The following is a 26,313-nucleotide window of genomic DNA, read 5'->3' on the forward strand; positions in this document are numbered from 1 at the left end:
TTACGGAGTGATGCACATGTCGCGATTGGCCGAATTTCGTCAGCTTGAGCAAAAATTGGCAGCCCAATTGGCTGAGCTGGAAGCTATGAAGGGCAGCAGCGAGCTTCAGAAAGAAATCGAGTTTGAGACTAAACTGCGCGATTTGCTGGCCAAGTACGGCTTCAGCTTGCGTGACATCATCAACCTACTGGATCCGCAATCTGGTCGCCGTGCTGCGCCTGCAGTGGTTGAGAAAGCTCCGCGTCGCGCTCGCCAGGTCAAGCAATATAAGAACCCCCACACGGGCGAAGTTATTGAGACTAAAGGCGGCAACCACTCGAAGTTGAAATCCTGGAAAGCTGAATACGGTTCTGATGAAGTAGAAAGCTGGCTCTCTAAGTAAGTCGTAAGGACTGAAGAAACCTCCGCTTTCGGAGGTTTTTTATGGCTTGAGAACGAGGTCTTATCTGCTGAGCCCATCAGTAACGGCACCACATGCGTAGCCCCGCTGCTATGCAGGATCGCGAGTCTGCTTTCGGTAGGGCGAATAGAAGAGGCTCCAGACGATCAATGACTCCACCCTCTTCAAGTGGATGGACGTACTGACTCGATGCCGGTTTCGAAAGCGCCATCAGTTCAGAGCCTTTTGAGCCCGCCAAGGCGGGATGTGAGCGATGCCTGATCGTGTGCGGCTAGAGCTGGTTCGCCCAGCAGAGCAGACATTTTTGCGTGGATGACAGGGGATTAGAAAAGGGATCACGAAAAATAATTTCAAAACACCCCCTTGAAATTTTTTTTGCGAGACGGAGTATATATTTTGTAATCAACAAAAAGCAGCGAGCTCTCGGGCTCCCTCGCCAAATCAGGCTTCACTCCTACCGCTTCCGCTGTTGCCATTCCTTTACGCTCTGAAAATCCTGTCTATTTTTTGACCATCAGCACGCGTTGATCACCTGACTTTGGGTAGGATGCTTGGTGAAAAAGTCGCTTTCTTCGGCCGTCAGGCCGGCTAGCTTTGCCCTCGTGAACAAATTTAGAGCTGCCCCCAATTTTTTTGAGCTGAGACCAGGCAGGTTGCGATATGCAGGCGGCGCTGAAAAGAAGTGGGTCGCACGAACACAAGTCGGTTACTCGCATAGATCCTGAACAGCTTTGAGGTTCTTCTACCCAGCATGCAAACGGGTAGCCGCCGGCGCATATAGAGGCCTTTTCAAGCAGGACGACTACAAAGCTCAGCTCACAAAAGCCACAGAAGGGCTGCACTACTGTGACTTGATCCTGACAGCTCAAGAGGCCAGGGATCTGCAGGCGCTTGTTCAAGAGCTCCAAGCAACGGGTAAGCACCCCGGGCTCAGCGGTGTGTTCAGAACCATTCTGGAAGAAACCTGGAGCGGCGATGAACCGTGGCCAACGATCTCATCACCATCGAAGCCCGAGCTCGATTAAGCTCATGTCACTTCCAACGAGCGGCTGCTCGAATGCTGTCTGTAGTTCAGGAAGCTTGAAAGCAGAGCTGGGTTTAGAGGGCTAGCGACGCCTGGTGTTTGCGAGGCTTACGAGCAGTTATGCAATGGGTGGTCTGCTCCAAACCCGGTATACCCCCATCGCACTCTAGGCCTTCAATCTCCGAGCGGAGGTCATCGATGAGTTCGACTACTGATTTGCCGGACTCCTGGCTCAAAGTGAAAGTCAGCAACGTCAAGGGGCTCAACTCAAGACGCTGGCTCACCTGTTCGAGCTTGTCCAACGTGAGGCTTGATCGAGCGCCTTCCAATTTGGAGAGGAAAGTCCGACTCGTATCACCAAAGTCACGCTGCGACAGATTCCGCTTACAGCGAAGCGCCCGAAGGACGATGGCGAATGATGACTTCAGTGACATGTACGGCTCCTCCGTATGACTTTCCTCAGTGACCTCGACACTGCAACCGCTGTCCACCTCAAAAGCTGCGCTATCAAGCTGGGCTAGGCGGCGGGTGGGTGGGCTCCACTCCGTCGAAATACTGTTGATGCGTACAGTATAGCTAGCTAAGCTCGGTCTGAGAACATTTGTACTCTTGGTGGTGACAAGCGTGATGAATCACTCAGATGAGACCGTCGACGACCGCTTCGCTTTCTTTTCGCGGGTGGAACTGCTGGAGCAGCAGTGTGTTTTGCTTGAAAACGAGCTAGTCGTGATGGGGGAGGAGTTGTCAGCCTCTCGCGAAAAAATCGCGACATTGGTTTTGATGTGGACGGGCATCAAAAACGAGCTTCGCCAGGCAGAGTTGGAGTTGCGGCAGGCAAGGCATCAGCTTGATACCAGCACCACCGGACGCTTGTTAACCCTTTCACCCTTGCTGCCCTCGTGATGGCTTTCTGATTTCACTCCGGTTACGCTCATTCGCAGCAGGGAAGAGATGCAATGAGCTAGCCGCGCTATGCATTCGACTCATAACGAGGAAGGAACCCATGTCGTTTAGTGACTATCTGAAAGGCCCAGCTCACCGACAGCGCGCTGAAGCTCTTGAAGCACAGCTTGCGGAGCTTCAGCTGCAGCATTCGCAACTGCAAGAGCTCATTACGAAGATCGGCGCCATGGACGTAGTGAATATCCAGCAGCTGATTGCGCAAGAGCAATCCAGGCTCTCGGGCATACGCGAGGAGACCCAACGTGCGCAGAGGGAGTTGGCTGTTCTCGCACAGCGCTCGACTGATCTGCAGGGACAGATATTGGTCTGGGAAGAGACGTTGCTCCTGGAAAGCTTCGCCCTCTATGAGCCCAAGTTCAAACTAACCAGCAGCCAGGAGTACAAGGCTCGACTGGATCACGTCCGTGATCGTCAGAAAATCCTGATCAAGAATGGGCAGGCCGCAACCGGCAACATGCACTGGACGGTCAACAACAGCCAGGCCCAAGGCCGCAAGCTTGTGAACGACATGATCAAGCTGGTGATCCGCTCGTTCAACAACGAGGCCGATGCTTGCGTAGCCAATGTGAAATTCGACAACGTCGAGCTCGGCGAGAAACGAATCCTCAAATCGTACGAAGCCTGCAATCGACTGGGCAAGGTTATGAGCGTAGAGATTTCCGGTATCTACCTGGATCTCAAGCTCGATGAACTGCACCTTGCTCATGAATTCCAGATCAAGAAGCAAGAAGAAAAGGAAGAGGCAAAACGCGCCCGAGAGGAGCTTCGAGAGCAGCAGAAGCTCGAGCAGGAAATTCGTGCGGCGCGAGAGAAAATTGCCAAGGAGCGGAAGCACTTCACGACTGCTATGCGTGACCTGCAGGCTCGCCTTGAGCAAGTGCAATCTGATGAGGAGCGCTCGGCGCTGTTGGTGAAGCTAGCCGAAGTTGAGGCAGGTCGAGCCGAGCTCGAGAGCGAAGAAAAGCTCATTGATTATCGCGAGCAGAATGCCAAAGCCGGGTATGTGTATGTGATCTCTAATCTCGGCGCATTCGGTGAGGGCATTTACAAGATCGGCATGACGCGCCGCCTGGAGCCAATGGATCGAGTAGACGAGCTGGGTGATGCATCAGTGCCATTCTGGTTCGACGTGCATGCCATGGTCTTCTCGAACAATGCGCCTGCGTTGGAAGCAAAGCTCCACGACCACTTCGCTTCTGGTCGCCTCAACAAGGTCAACGGGCGCAAAGAATTCTTCCGAGCTGACATTGCTGAGATCGAGAGAATCATCCGGGAAAATTATGATGCGGTCGTCGAGGTCACCCATGAGGCGCCGGCGGAGCAGTATCGTGAAAGCCTTCGTATGGCATTGCCCAAACTAGCAATTCAGCAAGCAGAGCGAGTGGCCGCGCGAGGCTAAAGACACAGGGACGACATACCGTGATCTATCAATGTAATCATTGTCATCGCTCGACCTTTGAGACCCATTGCCCTCAGTGCGGGGCTTCAGAGCCTGCCTCCCAGGCTCAGCTTGTTCAGCAAGGTATGACGCCGCTTGACCCATCCTTCTATCCCGATTTTCAGTACCAGTCGAAGGGGTTTCTGAAAGACATATGGGGCAAGAAGAAGGAACAGGCTCAGCTCAATGAGCTGCTGAACAGCGTTCTCAGAAAGTACGCAGAGCTGAAGCAGCCGTATTTCACCAACTTCATTCATACCACCCGCGATCCTGTAGGGGGAGGTGGGGATGATGCAGCGGTGCCAGGCGCACGGATGAATGGCGTTTACTCCGAACGTGAGCTTTTCAGGGAGGTACTGATTCGCAGGGGCTTTGACGAGCTTGAGCAGCTGCCTACCTTGCTAGACAAGCTACTCCTCACGACTGCATTCAACTCTGTGTATGCAGGCTTTTCTCGCGAGGTCACACGCCACATCCGATCCGACCTGGCCAGCTCACTGAGGTCGTGGATCGAAGAGGCTGGTACTACATTCCGGGCTGACCTAGCGTTGTTTTACTACTACCTGTGGGAGAGCGATGCTTCCTTCCCGGGACTGCAATTCAACCCTCAGGCTGCCAGCACGACCGGCGTTCCTTTGCTGCCGCTTCAGACTTTCCAGTCCGGGTTGGGGTTGTGCGAAGAAATCTACTTCGACATCCTGGTTGAGCGCTTGGGAAGCCAGCTTGAGCACTTCAACCCGAATCGCTTCATCACCATGTATCTGGTCGATGCGATGGATGGATTCCAGTTTGAAGCGTTCCTAGTCGAGATTTTCCAGACTATCGGATACGACGTCCGGGAGACACAGAAGACCGCTGATCAAGGCGCGGATCTGTTCGTTAGTCGTTTCGGTAAGACGATGGTAATCCAAGCCAAAAACTACAGCGGCTCGGTGGGCAACGCTGCTGTGCAGCAAGCCATCTCTGCCAAAGCTTTCTACGGCTGCGATGAAGCGATGGTTGTCACCAACTCCTACTTCACCAAGTCAGCTAAGGAATTGGCTGCTACGGCGGCGGTGCGAGTGGTCGATCGCGAAGGTCTCCAGACTTACCTCGACGACTACAACCAAAAGATCATTGAGGTGTTCCAGGCCGAAGCCGAGGCAGAAGGGGTGTAGGCTGACAGGCCGGCCCTCCGATCCTGCTTCCGAAGTGCTGCGTAGCTGAAGGATGCTACGCTGCAATGCACTGTAAGTTTAGGCGTTTAGTTTTCATGGCCGTATGGAGGTGGTTATGTGCAACGCATGGAATCATCCACTGAACTGCACCTGCGGCTGGGGTGGGGATGGGCAGTCGGGGCGTTCGACCTTTTCAAATGTCGTTCCCGCTGCACAAGGTTGGTGGCCACGTGCGCTGACCAGCACATACGACAGCTTCGTCAATCCCAATGCCAGCTGCCCCGTGTGTGGTGCGGCGGTATTCTTTTACCAATCTTCCAGTGGTGGCCGGGTCTTCTTCGACGAACTCGGCCCGCCATGGCCCAAGCACCCGTGTACAGACAACAGCAGTCGCCCCGGTAGACTCCCTTCTATCCCGTGTGTCACCACCGAAGCTTCCAGCTATTCTTGGCAACAAACAGGCTGGAAGCCGTTTTATATGAAGTCGATCATCGGCATCGACAAAGATTTTCTCAAGATCACGGGCATCTGGGGCGACCGGAGCATTTGCCTCTACATCCGACGGCTAGTCGAACACCATCTCCACACTCAGGCATTTTCAGAGAGAAACCTAGCCCAGGTTAAAGCCAACCCCGACACCAGCCATGAGTTCTCAATCCTGTTGCCCAATGCCACGCCGATCACACTTACCGCCTTCCTGCTGTTAGCGGATGCCCGAAACGATCTGACTCAGCGGATCAAGGCGAAAGCAGCCAAAAGGGGCGGCGCTCATACCACCGCTGCGGCTCACTCGAAAAAACGACCGAAAGCCCTCGGCCGTAAACCAAGCCGCCACTCTCAACAGCTCGGCAAAACCACCATGGCCCTAGCTTTCAAGAAGGCGCAAGAGGAGAAGGAAAAAATTAAATCTGCTCATCGAGCCGTTAAGAAGCCTTGAGCTCAGTAGTAGACTCACACGCCGATTAATGATTTACCGTCGAGTGGTATTGAGTCTTCCCCGTTCAAAATTCTTCCCCCGACCATCCCATATACTACGATGCGGTGGAGGCGCTTAAGCAATATTACCAAGCTCAAGCTGCAGTTATCTCCGGTGCCGATCTTTAGCGTCTGCGTCTTATTGCTAAATGTAGTTTTCAAGCCGCTACTGACTATCAACACATAGCGCCGGGAAGCTCGTCAGGGTTAAGCCATTACCGCCGAAGCTGGGTTTTGAGGCCTTCGGTGCTGCGTTTAAAATCCATTATGACCATAATCGCTCGGTCATCAGCTGAAGCTTGTATCTGCGCTGGTGCTATGCGGAAAGATGCCGAGAGCTGTCGCATATCCCCGCAGGGGCTCCAATTTTCATTTAAGGCTAGGGGAGGCTGAACGAATCTGTTTCCTGGCGTGATACCCTCTAGGGATCTGTCCTGGCACGCAATGGTAAACTTGCACGTAGCAGTCTCGGCTCTCATAGATAAACTATTCGATGCAGGCAATTATAGATTTTAAATAGATTCTGGATGCAGTTGTGACGGCAGTTATCTCGCGAGTGAAAATAACAGATGTCAATCGTAGACTTTTCTTTGAATTTGTGGATAATGGCCAAATGATATCTATGCCAAGGAGTATCTTGCGGTGTCGCCTATTGTCAACTGGTTACATTTGTCTGACTTCCATACAGGCAAGGACGGTTATGCAGAGTCTCAGATGTTTACTCGGATATTAAGTCATGCCAGAAAAAAAGTGGCCGATGGATTTAAGCCAGACTTCGTGTTCATCACAGGAGATGTAGCTGATAAAGGTGCCTCTGATCAATACGAAAAATTCTGCGATGAATTTCTGCATCCTCTGCTAGAAATTTTCGGTGGAGACATTCAGGCTAAAACCTTCATGGTGCCTGGAAATCATGATCTCGATCGTAGAGTAAATAAGGCATTTGATCGTATTGAATTTTCCAAGCTGCGCGAGCCCTATTTTGACCCTACGGAAAGCGGGGCTCGGGAGCGGAAAATGCTTGTTGAACGCTTTAGAAATTACATTGATCACGACTTGACGAATAACGCTGCGAACTTTGAAGCGTCGCAGGGTGCTTTTAGTACGAGAGCCTCGGTCAATGGTGTAGATGTCGGTATCGTTGGGGTTAATACTGCCTGGCTTTGTAAGGATGACCAAGATGAAGGCCTCTTAACTCTCGGGAAACCTCTGCTTGAAGCTGCGTTAAGTAATGTCGAGGGCGCTAGCCTGACATTCGTCTTGGGACACCATCCAATATCATGGTTTACGAAAGAACAGCAGCGCCCTATAAAATCTATGCTTGCGCATCAAAATTGCATTTATCTGCATGGTCATTTACATGATGCATGGAGTGAGCCCAGCTATGGAGATGGAGATTTTTTTCTAGCAATTCAGTCTGGTGCTGCATTTCAATCAAGAGAAGGAGATCCATGGCGTAACGGTTTGCTCTGGGGGCGTGCGGATATAGAGGCTGGTACTGTATCGTTGCAATCCTATCATTGGAATACTAATCATCAAAGTTGGGTGCTGAATACCGACCCGTTCTCTGATCTGAATCGTAAAGGGGACTGGTGGGAATATCGTCTCCCTTCGTCTCTGAAGCCGATAGTCGGCGGAAAGCCTACCGTGAGTCATCCCCCGGGAGGATGGGAGATACTCAGAGGAAGTGATCTCGAGCCGCATCTGGCTGCACTTGATTCTGCACAAGCACTCGCTTTTTTTGATGGAGCCGTGCCAGGATGGTCAACAGCGTTGTCCAGGTCTATACCTCGGCGCGAAATTGTGGAGCGGATAGTTTCGCCGTTTAGAGCGAAAAATGAAACTGACACGGCAACGGTTACCCTATTGACTGCGGCCGGATGCGAAGGGAAGACCACCGCGTTACTTCAAGCTGCGTACGAAATTGTTAAGGACAATTCAGAATGGTCAGTACTTCGAAGGAAAAACGACCTTCGGCCATTCAATATCCAAGAGCTGGTTCCACTTCTGGCTGGCAATGGGAAGTGGCTTGTCTTGTTGGACGGTGCTGATCAGTCCGCGCAAGCAGTATTTAACTTTGTTGCGAGTGGTCAGGAATTAGCGCGCGGGAAGGTTTCGTTTTTGCTAGGGAGTAGAGATTCAGATTGGCTGGCGTGCGACGCGGACAAACTTGCTTGGAAATCAGTGTGTAGTTTTAAGCACGAGCTGCTTTTTGGCCTTAGTCTTAACGACGCAACTAAAATTGTTGATGCATGGGCTAATTTTGGCGATGCGGGCCTTGGCGAGTTAGCTAACGTCGACGAGCAAGCACGCGCTGAACGCTTTACTAAGCTAGCTCGTGAAGAAGCTAAGGCAAATTCTGCGGGGGACTCGGGTGCGTTCTTTGGAGCATTGCTTGGTGTGCGGCATGGCTCTGACTTGATTGATCATGCTAGAGTTATGCTAGATAAATTAGGTACTATTGAAATCCCGTCTGGAGGCACATTGAAAGATGCTATGGCATTTATTTCTATAATGCATGCCGAAGGGCAAGACTATCTCTCTATCCCCGTGCTGGCGCGTGTACTGGGCTGTGATGTAGGGAAGTTCCACGCTTCAGTTATTCGCCCACTTGGGCAGGAGGCTGCTGCAACAACGACCTCAACATGCGTTTACACACGACACAAGTATATTGCCCAAGCGATCGTTCAGGTTTTGGAGAATGGATATCTTGAGAATATTGCCGAGCACTTCCAGAGTCTAGTTAAAGCAGCGTTGTCAGCGCACCTGGATGGAGCTTTTATTAAGGGTCTGCACTCTTGGCGATATGATTTGGCTGAGCATTTTCATAAAACCAATAGGCCTTTGCTTGCTATCGATCTTGCGCAGACGGTTTTTGATTTTGAGCCAGAAGAACCGAGGGTTATTACAAACTTGGCGTATCTTCATCGTGTATCCAATGAGCCTCAGGACGCTGTGCGCATTTATCGAGAAGCTAATTTGATAACTGAAAACCGCCCCTTCTACCATGAATGGTCACTGTCAGAGGCGGAATGTCGAAACTTTATCGAGAGTACGATACTGTCAGCCTACACGCTTAGCGATCAATGCGCCTCTAGCAGGCCAACAGTAGACGATGTGAAAGGCTGTATTGCTACAATAGGTAAAGGCTTCAGGCAGCTATATAATGCTTATCTTGATAACTGCTTCAAAGATGCCGAAGAAGCAATCATGTCTCTTAGGTTGATATTCGCACCTGTTAGGCTTAGTGCGGAGCTTAGGCAGTTTAGAGAAAAGGTTGATAAGCGGCGAGCGACTGAGTACGCTCTCGACGAAGCTCTAAATCTTCTCTGCTTAGGACTAAGAGTTGCAATGGAAGTCGGGGCTAATTCGGCAGTAGCCGAAGCAGTTTCGCTGAAAGGGAATCTTTCTTTCATAGGCGTCGCGACTTTAGCTCGTAACAAGTCAAAAGCTTAGTGAGTTTGGACTGATATGAAGAGCGGTGGCCGGCCAAATCTCAGCTCCATCGCTCGAATCATCATGTGGGCCCCGTTGAAAAAAGCCCAAGCTAGTGCCGCTTTGCCATCAAGACAACCGGCAAGCTATTTCCATACGGTGAGGTGCAACGCTGCTGCTAGAGGGCTAAATGCCACCATTTGATGGACTAAGGCAGTAGAATCCCCTAGATTCTCTGCAAAATGTCACGGACGTCGAGATGGATTTTAATGATTCGGGTGGTGTAGCCGCCAAGCACGGTTTCCTGTTCCAGGACTGCGTTGCCGCTTTCCATGTCACCCGGATGCTCCGCGACAAGACCATCCGCAGTGTCCGCTGCGAGGTCACGGACGATATCGATATCGTCTCCGACGGCTACGTCGATTTTGTACAGGTCAAAAGTACCGAGAAGACCCGCTGGAACATTTCGGACATTGTCAAAAACGGGAAGGGTGCCGACAAGAAAACCATTCCTAGCAGTTCGATCCTGCACAAGTCGATGCAATGCGAGTCAGACCCAGGCCTGGCACGGCGATACTCGATCGTCACTGAAGACAAGGTCAACAAGACCCTGGAGTATCTGACGATCAAGTCCTCGGCTCGGAAGGGCAAGCCTGGCAGGCAAGAGCTGATCGACGACCTCAACGAGCGAACCAGGGACTACCAGACGCCCTCTGGCGTTACCGTCGCTGATTGGGTTGATGCGGCTACCTGGGAGGTGTATCACACCATTCGCGAGCTGGAGCTATTGGGGATAGCCAACATTCGAAGGTCGTCCGAGGATCTGCACGGGGTTACCCTCAGCTCTGAGGCTGCTGCTGAGGATATTTGGTGTTTGATCCTCGATACGGTGACCCGCAAGGGCGAGCGTTCTCGCCGTATCCACAGTGCAGACGACAAGTCCTATGTCAGGTCAGACCTTTTTGAGTGGTTTAACCAACGGGTGGTGGATGACCAGACCAAGGCAGGCCGCAAAATCTACGTCAAACGTAAGTTGCCTCACATCCTCACTCCCTTCAGAGCCCCGATGGCTTCGGTCTGCGACAAGCGTCAAGGACAGGTACTGCACCAAGAATATTTTCTGAGCCAATACCGCTACAAACATATTGTCGAGAACGTGTGCAAATGGCTCGACGAGGTCTTTCTCCGCCCCAGGGAGATTGCCGATATGCACAAGCTCACGCTCGTGGAGAAACGCGAGCGGCTGCGTACATCTGTCTTCAAGTCGCTTAACGATGTCCGAGAGTTCCTGGGGCGAGTGCTGCTCCACGCGACCATTCGGCAACATCATGAAAGCCAGCCAATACCCTGCATGCTGCACGTTGAAAACCCTGGGGAAGAGAGAATTCTCGAAAACGTGCACATTGTTCGTCGCGAATCGGAAGGTGATCAGCTTTGGATCGGCTTCAGCGAACTGGTGACCGAAACTGACATCTCTGTGCGGTTGCCGGAAATCCGGAATGAGCTCTATGAGGTCATCGAGGAATGCTTCGATTCGGCGCGTAGCAAAATACTGGACGTCAAGGACGATGAGTATCTACTGCGACATGACATCGACGAAATCCTGGACGGCAGTCGTCCTTTGGACGCACACCTCGATCGCTTCAGGTTCGTACTGTTTGTTGGTTATGACTCCTGCTTGGTAACCGACCCTGAAACCCCAGGGCATGAAGACGAGCTACAGCGGGAAACGGCAGCCTTGTTTGAAGAGTTCGCCGCCGATCTTGTAGAGGGTTCGCCGTTTGGGCAGTTAGGCATCCACATCTTCATTTACCCCGCACCAAGCCTTAAGCAGCTAGCCAGGATGGTCGAAGACAAGGTGAGGGAAGTGGTATGACGCAGGTGTATGAGCAAGCGAAACACAGCCTTCAAAGCAAGGACTTCTCGTCTTTCAAATACTTGGCTGTGATCAACAAGCTGCTGTCCAACCCAGTGTCGTATGACCTGGGACGTGACTTGATCGTCCGAGCTCTCGATGCACGTGAACGCTTCTCTGAACACACCACCTTGCTCAAAAATATGGTGAGAAAGTCCGGGTTGTTCCCTTACCTGAAAAAGGAGTTCTCCGACCTGACATCGGATGAGCTGAGGGTGCTGGATCTGTACCGTACCCCCTTCTCGGACAACTTTGTTTTCCACTCGATGCAGTTCCACATTTTTGATCTGCTCAAAGCAGGGCGCAATGTGGTGCTCAGCGCACCTACCAGCATGGGCAAGAGTGCAATCGTCGACTCGTTGCTGGGCCTGGGTGAGCTGAAGCGGCTTGTCCTGGTGGTGCCGACCGTGGCGCTTGCAGACGAGACACGGCGTCGACTCCAGGTCAGGTTCGGTGAGCGGTACCAGATAATTCACCACAGCTCGCAGGAGTGTCATTCCGACCGGGCTGTGTACGTGCTCACCCAGGAGCGCGTGAACGAGCGAAACGACATCGTCAACATCGATCTGTTCGTAATTGATGAGTTTTACAAGCTGGCGTTCCGGGAGCTCAAGAACGGCACCACGGACTACAAAGACGAGCGCGTCATCGAGCTCAATATCGCGCTGAGTAAACTACTTAAAGTCTCCAAGCAGTTCTACCTCACTGGGCCGTTTATCAACAGCATTCGCGGCCTGGAAAACCTAGGCTACCCACACACCTTCGTCTCCAGTGACTTCAACACTGTAGCACTCGACGTTCACACGTTCGGCATCAAACCCAACGATCAAAAAAGCAAGCTCAAGGCGCTTGGAAAGATCGCCCAACACTGCGACGAAGCGACAATCATCTACTGCAAGTCGCCAACGGTCGCCGGCACCGTGGCGCGTGAATTGATCCGGTATGGCTATGGCACCCCGACCAGCAATCCATATATCGATTGGGTGAGCCAGGAATTCGATCCCGAGTGGGACTACGCCGTGGCATTGAAGAACGGTATCGGCTTGCACTTCGGCGCACTGCCCAGAGCGCTGCAGCAGTACACCGCTGACCAGTTCAACGCTGGCAATCTGCGCTTTCTCATCTGTACCTCGACCATCATCGAAGGCGTAAACACCATTGCCAAGAACGTGGTGATCTACGACAACCGTGACGGCACTCGCAGCATCGACAAATTCACCCACGGCAATATCAAAGGGCGCGCTGGGCGGATGGGTGTGCATTTCGTTGGTACGATTTACTGCCTGGAGGAGATCCCGGAAGACAACCTCAACCAGGAGGTTGAAATTCCGCTTGGTACTCAGGACGTCGAAACGCCGCTTAACCTGCTCGCTAGCGTTCAGCCGGATCACCTTTCTGAGTTTTCTCAGGATCGCTTCGAGGCAGTCTTTGCGAGCGATCGTGTCTCCTTCGACCTTGTGAAAAAGCATTCCTACTTCCGCTTCGAGCAGTTCGAAGAGCTGCAGAGTATGGTCGAGATGATGGACGATACGGAATTCGCCACGCTCGTGTTCCACTGGGGCCCGGCAACCAATTTCCTCAAGACATTCGCGAAAATCATCGCCAGGCTGGTGCCTCATACGTTCAGCCGCAACGGCGTCAGCGTCAATCCGCCAGATCTTCTCATCGCCAAGCTGGCTGGCTACGTCAACGCGCCCAGCTATTCGAATTACTTGAAGAGCCAGATTGAATACGCTCGGCAATGGGTGACCGAGGGGACGAAGCGCACACTCTCCGAAGCGCTGAACAACGACCTGAAAATCATCACCAATACCTACGGATTCACCTTGCCCAAGCTTCTCGCGCTTATGGAGGATGTAGTCAAACACTATGCGCTTAAGCGTGGCATCCACAGCAAGGTCGATTACACGCACGTCAGAATGGTATTTGAAAGCTTCCACCTGCCTCCCGGTGTAAATGCCCTGGAGGAAATGGGTATCCCTATTCAGACCCTGCATCGCTTGGCTGATCTAATGGATTTCCCTGAGAAGGCGGACGTGGATCAGCTTGGTCAATTCATTCGAGACAATCAGCACGCCTGGGTACGATCCGTTGGCTATGTGGATCGGACGTTCATCCAGCGCGCGCTCCGTATCGGATGACCTCAGCTCAGCACGCTGCATCGCTATCCAATCGCACTATTGCAGCAGGATCTAAGAAATGATTTGGTTTCTCGGCGACGTCCATGGGCGTTTTGATCATGTGCTCCGACTGGTGAAGCTTCATCGACCCGAAGCTGTGATTTTTCTCGGCGATCTCGAATGCAGCTTGCCTTTGGACATGATACTGCGCCCGATCCTGGGGCTGACAGAGGTCTGGTTCATCCATGGAAACCACGACGGCGACAGGCCAGCCTACTGGCACAACCTTCATGGAAACAGCCTCGCTGAGCAGAGTTTGCATGCCCGAGTGGTAGAGATCGCTGGTCATCGTATAGCAGGGTTGGGCGGCACCTTCGAGTCGCAAGTCTGGCTACCAGGCAGCCCTGATACCGGCATCCAGAATTACGCAGACTACCTCGACTGCCTGGCGCTCAGACCTCAGCACGAAGACATCGTAGCGACGAAGAAGCAGCACGCGCTTTCTGCAATCTACCCGGACGACTACTTCTCGGTGGCTATGGAGAAGACGGACATCCTAGTCTCTCACGAGGCTCCCAGTTGCCATCCTCTCGGCTATTCGGAGATCGATGAACTGGCCCAGGCAATGGGCGCAAAAATGGTCGTGCATGGACATCATCATGATTGCCTAGATTACAGGTCTGACTGGCCGAAGCTTGGTTTTGAGGCTCATGGTGTAGCGTTCAGATCCATCATGGCCATCGACGGCTCTGTCATCTGTTAAGGCTTGGTGTCTTCACGGTGCGGCAAGCTGCTTGGTCATAGACATCGGCGTTTCGGGCTCGAAGAGGCCCGGCTGAGTCGTCGCTAGGTCTTCTATCCTGAGCTTGCAGGAGAGAGGGCGAGCAGTTGCGTCAGGTGATCGTCGCGGAGTGGGGTGAGTACATGAAGGTCGGTGATTTGATTCAGCACCTGCAAGCGTTTGATACTGAGATGAAAGTGCTGATGACACGTTCAGATACGGGCCTGGAGGACGTTGTCGCGTGCTATGACCACCTGGTTTGCGAAGGGCGGGTTGCCGGGTATGACCAGCTCGATGAGTACGTTCAGTCAAAGGGCGCAGACGCAACCACTGCTGACAAAGTGGTTGTCATCGACATGTGCGAGCTCCTACCGATGACTCATCCACGAATCATAGGTCGTTGCTGTCGCTTCATCATTTTGACCAGCCTTTCGGTGGGCTTGTCGAGCACCTTTTCCTCGCCCATCGATAGCAGCAGCAAGGGATGCCGACCGCGTCCGCGAGCAACCATTAGCCGCCCTAAAAAAGCCGCCGCTCTGAGGTTGTCTTTGAATCCTTTTTTCAGACACCGTCTCAACCCTGAGGCTAGTAAATCCGCCAATTGGATACCGAAATCACTCTGAGAATCGACGAATTGGAAATCCTCTCTAATTAATTTACCGATATCCAACACATCGCTCAGGTCAACATCAATTCCGTATTGCTCTTGGAGATAGGTTGGGCGCTCTTCAAAATTATACTTCGCCATGTGGCTGTAATCGAAACCTTCGATCATTATGAGTGGGTCATCTAAAGACAGCGTCTGTAGATACGGTGCGCTGAGCTCTTCGAATACGGTTTCAAACTCAGTTTTTCGTGTAGGCTCTTTTTGATCCACGCGCCATGCAAATGAACCCAATGACTCCGGGCTCCTTTGTACGTAGTAAATTACCGCCTGAGAAATTATGTAGTGCATCAATTGGATTTGATTTGCGAACTGAATGTAGAGCTGATCTGACAGGCCTAGCACTTTTTGGGAGAGGATCAGAATACTGTCCTTCATGCTTTGGTGAACCATTTTGTCGATATGCTTCACCAGCGCCTCAGCAGCTTGATTTTTGTGTCGGCGCGCAGCTTCGGGGGTATTAAGGTGAGCGTTTGTCGCCAGTCCATAAAATGTGCAATTTAGCTGTGCGAGCCGATTTAGCAGCCGGAAGTAGCTCAGCTCGTTGCCAGCCATTCCGAGCTTTACCTCGTCAGTTACTGTAAACCCATTCTCTACTTTGAACTGTTGGAGCGCACTTTCAGCAGCGCCCATCGCCTCGTCGAGGATGACCACTGCTCCGATGGTGCTCCAGGCGTTATTCTCGGTTGCGTAGGCGAACGATCCTGACTCGTCGATAAAAATTCGCATCACTTCTCCATGCTTCGACTAATGGGGCAACGAGTGGCGTGCGCCGAGTTCTCCGGGCAGACCCTACTCATCATAAGTGGCCAAGAACGAGCGCGAAATTACATTGCCAGATCGAGAGGGGAGGGTTCAAGTGGGGCGCATCGCTAAAGGGCTTCTATGCGCAAACTCGGCCCGTTACCAGGAACATTGACGAGGGAGGTTGAGCCGAGTCTATTGAAACTTCGGGCTCGAAGAAGCCGGCTGAATCGCTGCCAAGGCCTTTATCCAGACTCGTAGGGTAGGGAAAGCTCAAGGTCACAATTGAACAGATCTGCAAGCGCTGGCAGACCGCCAACAAGCCGCTGATAGCGTTCCTGATCACCTATGAGATATCCGGGAGGAAGCGACGCTTCAAGGAGCTTCAGATCTACATGTTTGCAAAGGGCAAAAACAAAAAAAAATCCGCTCTCAGCCTGCTTTGCCTTGGGAAGTAAATCGAGCGAAGGCGAATAACGAGTCTGAGGAAGCCGCATGATCGGGAGGCGCGACTAATGAGGCGGTAGGGGGCGCCGAATCAAGTGCCCCCTAGACTCCTGGCTATCCCTCAGATTCCCCAACCCGCTTTAGGGAAGCTCCGAACAAGTCGCCCAGCAACCGACAATGTACGACTTTTGGCCTCAGGAAAGCTCGATTTACAGGCGCTGATTGTTGAAAAACCAGGATAAACCCTGGTCATCAGGCCTTACGGGCGCACCTCTCCCGTAGCAGTCAATAATTGCCGGCGTACCATCCACAGATTCGACAGCGCAAACAGCGTGGTCAGTTGCGCCGTGTTCTTGGCCAAGCCACGGAAGCGGGTTTTCACATAACCGAACTGGCGCTTGATCACGCGAAAGGGATGTTCGACTTTCGCCCGTGTCTGCGCTTTGACCTTCTCGACCTGACGTTTGGCTTTGTAGAGAACACTGCGTTTGCTCAAGTGCTTGTAGGTGCTGCGTCGCGCAGCGATCTGCCAGATCACTTGCCGACCGTCGTGCTCAGGCCGCTTCTCTACGCCGGTGTAACCCGCGTCAGCGCAGACAATATTTTCGTCACCGTGCAACAGATGAGCGACCTCCGTCACGTCAGCCACGTTGGCGGCGGTGCCGTGGACGTGATGCACCAGACCCGACTCAGCGTCGGCGCCGATATGCGCTTTCATGCCGAAGAAGTATTGGTTTCCCTTCTTCGTCTGATGCATCTCCGGATCGCGCTTGCCTTCTTTGTTCTTGGTCGAGTTGGGCGCGTGGATGATGGTGGCGTCGACAATCGTGCTCTGGCGCAACGACAGGCCCTGGTCTCGCAGGTAATTGTTGATGGTCTCCAAAATTCCCGCTGCCAACTGATGCTTCTCCAGCAGGTGCCGGAAATTCATGATCGTCGTGTCTTCGGGAATCGGCGCGCTGAGCGTCAGGCGAGCAAACTGGCGCATCGAAGTGATTTCGTACAGTGCCTCTTCCATGGCCGGATCGCTCAGCGAAAACCAGTTTTGCAACAGGTGGATACGCAGCATGGTTTCCAGTGGGTACGGCTTGCGACCACCGCCGGCCTTTGGGTAATGCGGCTCGAAAAATGCCAGCAAACCGCTCCACGGTACCACCTGCTCCATCTCGGCCAGGAAACGCTCGCGACGGGTTTGCTTGCGCTTACCGGCGTACTCGAAATCGGAAAAGCTCATCTGACTCATGGGATGGAGGGCTTGTAGAGGGCTGTCGGACGGAGGGCTATTTCAGCACAGGTCAGACGGCCTGTGCTGACTTGATCGGAGAATCCCTAGCGCCATAGAGTGGCCCTAAGCTGAGTTAGTACATCACGTGTACTATTAGATTGGGCCATCTGCAAAAATCTTGAAAAATGTCGCGAACTTGCATAGTACATCACATGTACTATTAGACCCACGAAAAATGTGAAACCTTAGTAATCTGTAGGGCTTGGGACGGTACGTCAGACGTACTATTGAGAAAGCGTGCAATTTGGAGTTGCTCGAAAATCCAGGAAGTTGCAAAGTACATCAGATGCACTATCTTCGAAAATAAAAAAAATAGTTGAATTCCTTGCAAGCAGATGAAATTATCCCGTCCTTTTTCGCGGCGGGGTGAGCAATGGCTAATCAAGAGCACCTACATAAAAAGCATTGTGGAGTTTGGCTTAAGCTTGTTCCTACGGTGCGCAATGGGTTGAAAACTTTCAGATTTTCGACTCTTAATGATATGCAGGATAAATTCTTGGATAATTGGGCCTATAAACTCGCTCGTGAGTATTCTTACAGAACAGTTAAGGCTTACTGTTATGCAGTGAAGAGGTTCCTATCTTATATATTCGCTCTGATCGAATTGGAAGGGGGCATAAGCAGTCAGAGGCTGCAGGAAGCTTTGCATGCTTATGAAAGTTATCTGGTCTTTGGTGTTAAAAGCGACAATGAAATCGCAAAGAAAATAGCAATTCAAATTGGTAGCCCCAATCTAACTGCTGGGTCGGTGATTTCTCATCTGGCCGCAGTTAACAAGTTTATTGACGCTAGCGAGCAGCTTCATCGCGCTCTTGAAGAGCTTGAGTCGAAGGGAGCGATATTGTCGCGAAATTTGACTGGTTTCACTCTTGAAGCGTCTGTGGGTACAGCTGTAACTAGCATCGTCAGAGCTGCGCTAAAGCGGAATACTTGGCTCGGAGCATGTATAGCCGGAGGTGCGCACCGTATAAAAAGAGCGGGTTTGCGTCCAGTATCCAAGCAATCTGAAATCGCCTATATGGATGAGTTTGGCGGGGATGAAAAGACTTTTCCGATTGATAAATGTGTAGAGCTGATAGAGTCAGCCACTTCGCTTAGGGACAAGGTATTATGGAGTCTACTCTCGGCAAGCGGATGTAGGATATCTGAAGCTTTGACAATGCTTAAAGAAGATATTGATTTGATGCCTCGCACGCTGGATAAGAAAAGAATTTACATTGTCGATCCTAGCGCGCGCAGAGATAAACTGATTGAGTTTATCCCTGAAGCCACAATAAACCAGCTCCCCTATAAAGGTAGAGATAAGCCGCAGACATTTCTCATTGAGCCCTTTGCCTCGTTATTTTGGAAGTATTTGGTAGAGTATTTGAGAGAAGAGAAGAAAAAAGATACTCTCCGAGGAGGTGGCGGGCATCACGGATTTCTTATTCGGAACCTGTTAACTGGTGAGCCAATGTGTCTTTCATACCAGGCATTGCTAGAGCGATTTCAAAAGGCGGCTTTTAAAGCTACTGGAAATTCCTATGGGTTTCACAGCCTCAGGCACATGTATGGATATTATCTTGCTAATCATTGCCCGAATCCAAATGCTAATAGCAGAAGAGCTTTTGGTCTGGATCTGCAATTGGTTAAGCAATACATGGGTCACATTGATATTAATAGCACTCGTAAGTACGCCAGAGAAGACGTACAAATGCTTCATGCGACAGTGGCCGCATCTAATCTTATAAGAATGAGTGGAGGGCCGCAGAACGTCAGGCAGACGCAGATCGCGTTTCTTAAACGAGAACTGCTACGGCTAGAGCAAATGGAGAATGCAGCATGATCAATATGTCTCATACGACTCCAAAATGGCTGGTGCATACAGCTCAAGTCGGGCAGGTATTTAGCGAAGCCGTTATAGAGGTTAAGGCTATTTTCAAAAACTCTTATCCTCAGGCAAGTCGATCTACTTCTTTTAAGAAGATATCTAACGCCTTAGACTCTCTTGGGCCAATGACGATTCGAAATTGGTGTGAGCAAGATATAAATAATGTTCTTGAGTGCTGCTATTGGAATGGAAAAAAAATTAAGGCTTCTATTCCTGAATTTAGTAATCATAAGTATGCGTCGAATGCGCTCACCAGTTTTTTTAAGGCTGTTTTCATTTTGCTATGGGGGAGAAAGCAGATACTCCTGCCACTGGACTTCACTCTGCCCGTTAATCAAGATGTTGTGCTTGATAGGGTCACTGAAATATGTGGGTCAAAAGCATTAGAGTTCGCGCGTAGTGTAAGTTTGACATCTGAGATTGTCTATCTGGGTACTATGGGGAAGCAGGAGAGATTGCTCCGAGCTAACTCATGGTATCGTGTATTGCTGTCTACAACTATCTATCAGCCCGATGATTTGATAAGTGATGATATTAGGGAGCTTTATTGGGCCAGCGTTGGTGTCAGAGGGTCACTGCTGCAACGTTACTATATAAAAGATTTTTTGACTGCCCTGAGTCAGCTAGGTAACAAAGCTTCTGAGGTTAGATGCTTTTTCGAATCTGAATATGGTTCGAAAATAGCGGCCAAAGCAATGGAGAGTCAGTTCTTTAGCCAGTTACAAGAAGCTTCTCGCGAGGTCGCACTTTCTGATCATACTTTGCATTTTCTACAAAGTAGCAATTGCACGGTAGAGCAACTTGCGGAGCATTATAACAATTCTGCGTTGGTGAGAAACAGCTTTGCATTGCCAGACATTATTGAAGATGATCAGGTCGAGATGCCGCCAGGTTATGAGTACGCAGGTACGGAAGTCAAGAAGCTGTGTCTGCACCTTAAGTGGGTGTTTAGTAAGTTTTCACGAGCAAATCCTCTTCAAAATCAAAAAAATCGAAAAGTGGCATTGAATTATGCTCTTTGCTATTTTGCATTATATTTGCCGGCGTTTTATAAGCTCAGGGATGGGAATCTAGATAGCTATCCCAAAAATTTGAACGAGATATTTGATGCTGCTCATTTCACAGCTGATGAGGAATTGCTAGATGGCGTAGCAACGTATTGTATTAAGCCGCCTCAAACTTTTCTTCAGTATTTTGATGTTGTGGCGGAAATTAATAAGTGGAGTGCAGATACCCGCAATCAGAGAGTGCGTGTCATTGAAGATCTTCACGAATATATTGAGACGAATAATCGAGCCCTGCCAGATGCGGATAATGTGCGGAACTCATTCAATAAGACTCACTATGCTAGGAGTAAGGGGCGCAGCGGGACGGTTAAAAAGTCTATTCCGAGAGCTTATTTCGCTACCTTTATAGATATGCTGTATTCGTTAGAATATTTGGTAATGCACCTCAATGACATGGCGGATGGTAGAACTCCAGGGGTCAAAGGAGGCGAGCCAATCATTGTAAGTGCGTCAGAACTAGCAAACGATCCATTTTGGTCAGGTATATGGGGGCGGAGGGAATTATCTTGTGAGCCTTTAGAGCAAGGTTTGTTGAACTATTGCCCCATTTTTTATCATAATAACGAAATTATTTCTTTTGAATACATTCCGAGATTCTACCGGGTCATAGATATGGTTATGACGAAAGAATCATCCGGATTGAAAGCTGTTGTTAATGAGCAGAGAGTAATAACCAATGACATTCGTCTTACGCAGCTAATGTGCGAGACGGGTATTAGACAGCAGCATTTGATCTGGCTTGATAGAGATGCATACGATAAGTATTTTGATGAAGACAGTCGTCGGCCACTCGCGCCACTGTACGTAAGTACTGATAAGGCGCATGGGCCGTGGAGTGCGATCGTCTCTCGGCATGTTATGGCTCTATTGAAACGACAGCGAGATTGGTATGACTGCTGCGCAGACCCTTCCTATAAGCAACCACTTTGGTATGGAGGGCAACAGGGTTCTGGTTTTGGCGAAATGAAGCCTCTTTTCAGAACTCCGCAATCAATTGGCTCCTGGGCAAACTATCGTAGTTTTCGATTGCTGCTCGTCATGATGCAGTATTTCATTCGCAAGCAACTGGGAGATTTTAAAACTCGTGAACTAGTTTTCTACGCGCGCGGTAAAGGTATTCCGAATGCTCCTATTGGGGGGTTCGATATTACGGAGCTGTCAAATGTTCCTCAGCAAAAACTTATCAGTGATATCACTCCGCATGGGCTGCGTGCTGCCTTTGTGTCAGAAGCAATTAAATTTTTGCCTCCGTCGCTGGTTGGTAAATATATGACTGGGCAAAGTGAAAGCCAAGTATATTATTATTGGTTGCTTCATGATGAAGATGAGCTGAGTCATGATGAGCTACTTTGCGAAATGCTAATGCGCAATCAAAAGAGGTTGACTGATGGAGTTGCTCCGCTAATGGCTGAAGCTATTATCAAGCTAAATAGTCGTTTGCGCGAATCTATAGTGGTTGACCCTGAGAGAGCTATCAGTACGCATCGGCTTATGAGCTTGTCTCGTATCAAGAATGGCCCAGATGGACTGGACTTAATTAGGGCTAAGGATGTGACGGAATTTGCGTTCAATGCTACACATATTTGTCCGTTTAATAACATTTGCCCTAAGGAAGTGGTGCATATGCTGGGTGGGGTCAATGCTTGTGCGCTTTGCCCATATGCAATTCGCGGTGTAGACCATATTCCTGCGATTTGTGCGCAGAAGGATAAATATAAAGAGCAAATGGTTGGTGTCCTAATGATGATTCAGGAACTGCTAAGGATGATCTGAAGTAGTCAGGTATTTCTGGCTGACTCCAGCCCTTGCCGATTTCAAAACGGTGATTCGGCTAAAAAACGATCAAATCATCCCCTCTTTCCGGATTTATAGCCGGCGCGAGCACCTCGCGCCGGCCATTTCCCGCATTACAGACGCACCTCTCCTGCATTCGTCAGCAAATGTCGGCGCGCCATCCACAGGTTCGACAGCGCGAACAGTGTCACCAACTGCGCGGTGTTCTTCGCCAGGCCACGGAAGCGTGTCTTCACGTAGCCGAATTGGCGCTTGATCACCCGGAACGGGTGCTCGACTTTGGCGCGCACCTGGGCCTTGGATTTCTCGATCTTGCGCTTGGCTTTGTACAGCGCACTGCGCTTACTCAGCTTCTTGTACGTACTGCGGCGGGCCGCAATCTGCCAGATCACCTCCCGGCCTTCATGTTCCGGGCGTTTCTCTACGCCGGTGTAACCCGCGTCGGCGCCGACCATGTTTTCCTTTCCATGCAGCAGTTTGTCGACCTGGGTAACGTCAGCAACGTTGGCTGCCGTCCCCACCACGCTGTGCACCAGGCCAGACTCAGCATCCGCGCCGATGTGGGCCTTCATCCCGAAGTAATACTGATTGCCCTTCTTGGTCTGGTGCATTTGCGGGTCACGCTTACCGTCCTTGTTCTTGGTCGAACTCGGCGCATGGATCAGCGTGGCATCGACGATGGTGCCCTGGCGCAGCGACAGGCCCCGATCGCCCAGGTAACCATTGATCACCGCCAGAATCCCGGCCGCCAACTCGTGCTTCTCCAGCAGGCGACGGAAATTGAGGATGGTGGTTTCGTCGGGAATACGCTCTAGGTTCAGCCCGGCAAACTGGCGCAAGATTGTGGTCTCGTACAGCGCCTCCTCCATCGCCGGATCGCTGTAGCCGAACCAGTTCTGCATCAAATGTACGCGCAGCATCGCCATCAGCTGATACGCCGGACGACCACCTTCACCCTTGGGGTAGTGCGGCTCGATCAGGGCAATCAAACCCTTCCACGGCACCACCTGATCCATCTCGATCAGGAACAACTCTTTGCGGGTCTGCTTGCGCTTGCCGGCGTACTCGGCGTCGGCGAAGGTCATTTGCTTCATCGGGAAACTCGGGCAACGGGATCGGCGTATTTCACCAGATTCGGGAAGTCTTTTTCAGACCATCCCTAAGTAGAAAGCCGGAGCAGCGGAGTGAATCAGAGATGGAGAGGTTGGAACGCGAGCATGATCACTATGCTCGGCAGGCGGTTATGCTGGAAGCTCTAGAGCTACAACTTATAGAGATGGCTGGTAGTGGTCAGCATAATGCATTGATAGCAAAAAATAGAGAAGAAATCATCGGTCATTATAAAAAGGTAGAGCTCGATTCGCATTGTAAAATCCTTAAGCGAATTATCGATGTACAGAATTTTCCGGATCTAACCAGCCCGGATCTTGACTGTAGGTTGTCACTGCTTCGTGGTAGCTTACTCATGCATAAAGGTGACGTTCGAGCGCATCTTAAGGTTGACGGTCGGGCTACATTTACTCCTGCCTCAAAAGCTGCAGCCTTGATTTCAAGCCTTGTAAGAAGTGAGGTGATGACTACTATGGAAGTTTATAAAGTTTGCGCCACCGCTGAAGATCTCTATCAGATCGATACGCAACCAGTGATGGTTATGTCTGACTTTCTCTCTATTAACGTATCGAGTTGCGCGTAAGAAATGAAAATTGAGAGTGGTTCAAAATTTTCTGCATACATTGCCTGGCGGACACGTCATAACGAAGAGCTCCTCCAAGGAGCCCTGCGATTATTAGACCCCAAGAAATATAACGATATTACATCATATTGTAAGGGGTTGAGTATGTTGATATCCGAGCTCCGGTCGGCGAAAGCCAATGCGGCTGGCTCTCCTTATTATAAGCGGCAATCAAAGCCTCAGTCTTATACGACGCTTCTACGAAATCCCATCTATAGATCAGCTATTCAGGATCGATTTGCTAAGAGGAACGAGGTAGCAATCCAGACTTCGAAAGATGATTTGGAAGAGCTGCACTGGGAACTCACGCGTTTGCAAGCAGAAAATAATCTTCTTGTGAATAAGATTGCACAGTTTGATGCCGCGAATTTTCCCTCGCCTGAGTCGGTTTTAGAAGATCAGTCTGTGGTAAAGCTACAGCGCCAAGTCATGGTGCTACTTAAAGCGTACAAGGGAGTAAGGCTTAGTTGTAGGGGGGTAGTAGATGAGAGGTACGATGATGAACTGAATTCAAATGCTTTAGGATTATTTGGTATCTATGGACTTATTGTGGATGGTGCTGAGCTTAAGGAGATAAATAATGCTTTTAAAGATTTGACGGATAAACAGAAGTCCGAACTTGAAAATGCCCTTTCGAAATTGCGGTAGCTCCGTTTTGGTGCGGCTTAAGAGGATATCACCTGTCCATTTGCAATAAGATCGTTGCCTCCTTGTTTTTCTCCTCGCTAGCATGATCAATAACTGAGCTTGTCTCATGTTGAGTCGTTGGAAGCTACGGCAGGCGTTTAGCAGGATGATCGTAACGACATAGTCAAGAGACTGAGTATTCGCTAGCTTAGTGGTCAATCCCCGCGCTTGGAGTTACCTACCAAGCCTCCTGGAGCCCATAATCCGCGATGTCCAGACTTCACGAAGACGCTTCTCCCGGCGTTAATGGCCTCAAATCAGGGCTTCGCGCTTTTTCTTACGCGCTACAGGCGCATCTTTCCCGCAGCGTTCAATAACTGACGGTGCACCATCCATTGATTCGACAACGCAAAAAGCGTCGTCAGTTGCGGTGTATTTTTGTCCAAGCCGCGAAAGCGGGTCTTCACATAGCCGAACTGGCTCTCTTGGTCATCCGGAACGGGTGCTCCACGTTCGCACGGCCGTGCGCCTTCGCATTTTCGATCTTGCGCTTGGCTTGGCAGAGCACCTGAATTTGCCTAAGTAATTGTTAGTGCTGCATCGCGAAACGATTTGCCATACCACTGGCCGCTCGTCATGCGCTGGTCATTTCTCAACACCGGTATGGCCTGCATTGGCACAGACGACGTTCTCTCTGTCATGAAGCAACTGCACATTTTCCGTTACGTCGGCCATATTCGCAGCTATTCAGTAAACGTGATGCACCAGATCTGATTCAGCATCCGTGCCGAAATAGCGTTTTATGCCCGAAATAGTACCGGTTACTCTCATTCGTGTGATTCCCCCCTGGATCGCGCTTGCCTTTCTTGGTTGAGTCGAGCGCAAGGATTAACGTGTCATCGACAATGGGCCCTAGAGCAGCGTCAGCTTGGCTATTAGGTAGGCATTGATGGTTTCCAAGAGGCCTGCCGCCTACAGGTGTTTCACCAGCAAATGCGGAAAGTTCATGATCGTCTTGCCTTCAGGAATCGCAGCGCTGACCGTCAGCTGGGCAAACTCGCGCATTGAGGGGATCTCCTACAATGATTCTTCCATCGCCGAATCGCTCAGCGAAAACATGTTTTGCAGCAAGTGAATGCGCATCAGCGTTTCCATAGGGTGAGGCTTACGACCACCACCGGCCTTTGGGAAGTGCGGCTCGATCAATGCGACCAATCCGCTCATGCCCAGTTCCATCTTGGCCAGGAAAGGCTCACGGTGGGTCTGCTTGTGCAGACCGCTGTAGTCGAAATTGGAGAAATTCATATGGCTCATGGGCAGGGCATGCAGGGCTGCATGGAGAGCGATTTCAGCACAGCTCAGACGGCCTGTGCTGACCTGATCGGGGAATCCCTAGAGGTGGCAGTTGCTCGGAAGAGTGATGGTCGCAGCTCAGGAGGAGAGGTGAGATCTTGGCCTCCATAATCATGGAAATTGGCAATTTATGTTTACTGAGCGGTGAGGCGATGTCTTCCCGGAGCCAAACCTCGCAGCAAACCGATTCCTACAAGAGCTCTCGAGCCGATGCTGTCTTTGTGAAAACATTTCTTGCCAAATGTATACCTGTCTGCGCTACTCGTCCTCATTGCATGTGATCAGGGCTACTGCGTCTACGAAGCCTGTGTAGTGAGTGTCTCTCAAGGTGTAATAGGCCAAGCGTGCATTCAGATGCACGCTTGGCAAGCCATTGAGCGCTTGCGGCAACCCCCCGGTTTTGTTGGGCTTAATGCAGATGAGTGGTAGGAGATCAAGAACGGTGAGATCTCCGAAAGCGAGGGAGCCTTAGATAAGAGTTCGAATCTCTACGCTTCCGCCATATTCAAAGCCCTGATTATT

General features: G+C 50.8%; 16 protein-coding genes and 1 pseudogene. 13 read left to right on the forward strand and 4 right to left on the reverse strand.

Features of this window, described 5'->3' with window-relative positions; genetic code table 11:
* Positions 1-16 precede the first annotated feature (16 nt).
* From REH59_RS10025 to REH59_RS10065, 9 genes are all read left to right on the forward strand, one after another.
* On the forward strand, positions 17-382 hold the full coding sequence (locus REH59_RS10025; protein ID WP_121161486.1) for a histone-like nucleoid-structuring protein, MvaT/MvaU family: 366 nt from the start codon (positions 17-19) through the stop codon (positions 380-382).
* A 1,669-nt stretch (positions 383-2,051) separates the two neighbouring features.
* Entirely contained in the window at positions 2,052-2,327 is a 276-nt protein-coding gene (locus REH59_RS10030) for a hypothetical protein (RefSeq protein WP_320450497.1), read from the forward strand.
* A 100-nt stretch (positions 2,328-2,427) separates the two neighbouring features.
* Positions 2,428-3,786, forward strand: coding sequence for a DUF4041 domain-containing protein (locus REH59_RS10035; protein WP_320450498.1), 1,359 nt, complete (start codon positions 2,428-2,430; stop codon positions 3,784-3,786).
* Between the two features lie 20 nt (positions 3,787-3,806).
* Positions 3,807-4,982 (forward strand): restriction endonuclease, encoded by a 1,176-nt coding sequence (locus REH59_RS10040; protein WP_320450499.1) that lies wholly within the window; start codon positions 3,807-3,809, stop codon positions 4,980-4,982.
* Positions 4,983-5,097: 115 nt separating this feature from the next.
* On the forward strand, positions 5,098-5,919 hold the full coding sequence (locus REH59_RS10045; RefSeq protein WP_320450500.1) for a hypothetical protein: 822 nt from the start codon (positions 5,098-5,100) through the stop codon (positions 5,917-5,919).
* Between the two features lie 680 nt (positions 5,920-6,599).
* A complete protein-coding gene (locus REH59_RS10050; protein ID WP_320450501.1) occupies positions 6,600-9,413 on the forward strand; it encodes a metallophosphoesterase in 2,814 nt (937 codons plus the stop codon).
* Positions 9,414-9,651: 238 nt separating this feature from the next.
* Entirely contained in the window at positions 9,652-11,268 is a 1,617-nt protein-coding gene (locus REH59_RS10055) for a dsDNA nuclease domain-containing protein (protein WP_320450502.1), read from the forward strand.
* Positions 11,265-13,448, forward strand: a complete 2,184-nt coding sequence (locus REH59_RS10060; RefSeq protein ID WP_320450503.1) for a DEAD/DEAH box helicase — start codon at positions 11,265-11,267, stop codon at positions 13,446-13,448. The genes REH59_RS10055 and REH59_RS10060 overlap by 4 nt, the downstream gene beginning before the upstream one ends.
* A gap of 58 nt (positions 13,449-13,506) precedes the next feature.
* On the forward strand, positions 13,507-14,190 hold the full coding sequence (locus tag REH59_RS10065) for a metallophosphoesterase (protein WP_320450504.1): 684 nt from the start codon (positions 13,507-13,509) through the stop codon (positions 14,188-14,190).
* A 397-nt stretch (positions 14,191-14,587) separates the two neighbouring features.
* On the opposite strand, the gene REH59_RS10070 is transcribed toward REH59_RS10065, so the two are convergent.
* Positions 14,588-15,601, reverse strand: coding sequence for a DUF3800 domain-containing protein (locus tag REH59_RS10070; RefSeq protein WP_320450505.1), 1,014 nt, complete (start codon positions 15,599-15,601; stop codon positions 14,588-14,590).
* A 721-nt stretch (positions 15,602-16,322) separates the two neighbouring features.
* Positions 16,323-17,306 carry an IS5 family transposase gene (locus REH59_RS10075; protein WP_320450506.1) on the reverse strand — a complete coding sequence of 328 codons (984 nt, stop codon included), beginning with the start codon at positions 17,304-17,306 and terminating at the stop codon, positions 16,323-16,325.
* Between the two features lie 415 nt (positions 17,307-17,721).
* Here REH59_RS10075 and REH59_RS10080 point away from each other — a divergent pair, with 415 nt between their 5' ends.
* Positions 17,722-19,173 (forward strand): site-specific integrase, encoded by a 1,452-nt coding sequence (locus REH59_RS10080; protein ID WP_320450507.1) that lies wholly within the window; start codon positions 17,722-17,724, stop codon positions 19,171-19,173.
* Positions 19,170-22,058: a hypothetical protein gene (locus REH59_RS10085; RefSeq protein WP_320450508.1), complete on the forward strand. Its 2,889-nt coding sequence runs from the start codon at positions 19,170-19,172 to the stop codon at positions 22,056-22,058. Before REH59_RS10080 ends, REH59_RS10085 begins: the two co-directional genes overlap by 4 nt.
* Positions 22,059-22,192: 134 nt before the next feature.
* Here REH59_RS10085 and REH59_RS10090 read toward each other — a convergent pair whose 3' ends face one another.
* Positions 22,193-23,173, reverse strand: a complete 981-nt coding sequence (locus tag REH59_RS10090; RefSeq protein ID WP_014851864.1) for an IS5-like element ISPst5 family transposase — start codon at positions 23,171-23,173, stop codon at positions 22,193-22,195.
* A 101-nt stretch (positions 23,174-23,274) separates the two neighbouring features.
* Between REH59_RS10090 and REH59_RS10095 the strand changes: the two genes are divergently transcribed.
* Positions 23,275-23,772, forward strand: a complete 498-nt coding sequence (locus REH59_RS10095; protein ID WP_320450509.1) for a hypothetical protein — start codon at positions 23,275-23,277, stop codon at positions 23,770-23,772.
* A 144-nt stretch (positions 23,773-23,916) separates the two neighbouring features.
* On the forward strand, positions 23,917-24,459 hold the full coding sequence (locus REH59_RS10100; protein ID WP_320450510.1) for a hypothetical protein: 543 nt from the start codon (positions 23,917-23,919) through the stop codon (positions 24,457-24,459).
* Positions 24,460-24,782: 323 nt separating this feature from the next.
* Here the strand turns inward: REH59_RS10100 and REH59_RS10105 are convergent.
* Positions 24,783-25,752 (reverse strand): annotated as a pseudogene (locus tag REH59_RS10105) (IS5 family transposase).
* Between the last annotated feature and the right edge of the window lie 561 nt (positions 25,753-26,313).

Origin of the sequence: Pseudomonas sp. BO3-4 (assembly GCF_034044115.1) — a bacterium.
In the GTDB taxonomy this organism is placed as follows: Bacteria; Pseudomonadota; Gammaproteobacteria; order Pseudomonadales; family Pseudomonadaceae; genus Aquipseudomonas; species Aquipseudomonas alloputida.

Bases quoted from the DNA above. Each gene is read 5' to 3' on its own strand.
- REH59_RS10025 (WP_121161486.1), top strand. From the start codon at position 17: ATGTCGCGATTGGCCGAATTTCGTCAGCTTGAGCAAAAATTGGCAGCC.
- REH59_RS10030 (WP_320450497.1), top strand. From the start codon at position 2,052: ATGAATCACTCAGATGAGACCGTCGACGACCGCTTCGCTTTCTTTTCG.
- REH59_RS10035 (WP_320450498.1), top strand. From the start codon at position 2,428: ATGTCGTTTAGTGACTATCTGAAAGGCCCAGCTCACCGACAGCGCGCT.
- REH59_RS10045 (WP_320450500.1), top strand. From the start codon at position 5,098: ATGTGCAACGCATGGAATCATCCACTGAACTGCACCTGCGGCTGGGGT.
- REH59_RS10055 (WP_320450502.1), top strand. From the start codon at position 9,652: ATGGATTTTAATGATTCGGGTGGTGTAGCCGCCAAGCACGGTTTCCTG.
- REH59_RS10060 (WP_320450503.1), top strand. From the start codon at position 11,265: ATGACGCAGGTGTATGAGCAAGCGAAACACAGCCTTCAAAGCAAGGAC.
- REH59_RS10065 (WP_320450504.1), top strand. From the start codon at position 13,507: ATGATTTGGTTTCTCGGCGACGTCCATGGGCGTTTTGATCATGTGCTC.
- REH59_RS10070 (WP_320450505.1), bottom strand. From the start codon at position 15,601: ATGCGAATTTTTATCGACGAGTCAGGATCGTTCGCCTACGCAACCGAG.
- REH59_RS10075 (WP_320450506.1), bottom strand. From the start codon at position 17,306: ATGAGTCAGATGAGCTTTTCCGATTTCGAGTACGCCGGTAAGCGCAAG.
- REH59_RS10080 (WP_320450507.1), top strand. From the start codon at position 17,722: ATGGCTAATCAAGAGCACCTACATAAAAAGCATTGTGGAGTTTGGCTT.
- REH59_RS10085 (WP_320450508.1), top strand. From the start codon at position 19,170: ATGATCAATATGTCTCATACGACTCCAAAATGGCTGGTGCATACAGCT.
- REH59_RS10090 (WP_014851864.1), bottom strand. From the start codon at position 23,173: ATGAAGCAAATGACCTTCGCCGACGCCGAGTACGCCGGCAAGCGCAAG.
- REH59_RS10095 (WP_320450509.1), top strand. From the start codon at position 23,275: ATGGAGAGGTTGGAACGCGAGCATGATCACTATGCTCGGCAGGCGGTT.
- REH59_RS10100 (WP_320450510.1), top strand. From the start codon at position 23,917: ATGTTGATATCCGAGCTCCGGTCGGCGAAAGCCAATGCGGCTGGCTCT.